Here is an 821-nt window from a genome sequence, read left to right on the forward strand (position 1 = left end):
TCGTATGGATCATTGACTACTTTAACTCTTTCTCTGATTTCTTCTGAAGAGTGTGTATTCAAGTATTCCAAATCTGCATAGATTCTTTCTGCAGGTACTTTTGGATCATAGACAACTACATTAGCTTGTTCATCCAATAAATGATCAGCAACATAAATGGCAGCAGATTCACGCGTATCGTTTGTATCTTTTTTAAATGCCCAACCATAAAAAGCAATATTTTTACCTGATACAGTATTATATGACTTTTTGATAATTTTATCAGCAAAACGACGTTTTTGGTAATCGTTTAATTGAATCACTTGATCCCAGTATTCAGCTACTTCATCTAAACCATATGATTTAGCAATATATACAAGGTTTAAAACATCTTTTTGGAAACATGAACCACCAAAACCTACAGATGATTTCAAGAATTTTGGTCCAATACGAGAATCCATACCAATTGCTCTTGCAATTTCATCCACATCCGCTTCAGTCACTTCACATAATGCTGACATAGAGTTGATTGATGAAATACGTTGAGCTAAAAATGCATTTGCTGTTAATTTTGATAACTCAGAAGACCAAACATTAGTTTGTAAAACTCTCTCTTTAGGTACCCAAGCTTCATAAATGGCTGATAGCGTATTTTTTGCTTCTTTACCTGAAGGTGTGTCATCACCACCGATTAGAACTCTGTCAGGGTTCATTAAGTCATCTATTGCTGTACCTTCAGCTAAAAACTCTGGATTAGAAAGTATTTCAAACTTAAATTTACTTTCAGAATTTGATAAGATATCCTTTAATGCTTCAGCAGTTCTAACAGGTAAAGTAGATTT

At 33.6% G+C, this 821-nt stretch carries 1 protein-coding gene; it reads right to left on the minus strand.

The genetic code is table 11. From position 1 onward, the window contains the following. The coding region (locus tag HGP29_RS28255; RefSeq protein ID WP_168885816.1) for a nucleotide sugar dehydrogenase at positions 1 to 821 on the minus strand (821 nt) is incomplete at both ends.

It is taken from the genome of Flammeovirga agarivorans (assembly GCF_012641475.1).
GTDB classification, from domain to species: domain Bacteria; phylum Bacteroidota; class Bacteroidia; order Cytophagales; family Flammeovirgaceae; genus Flammeovirga; species Flammeovirga agarivorans.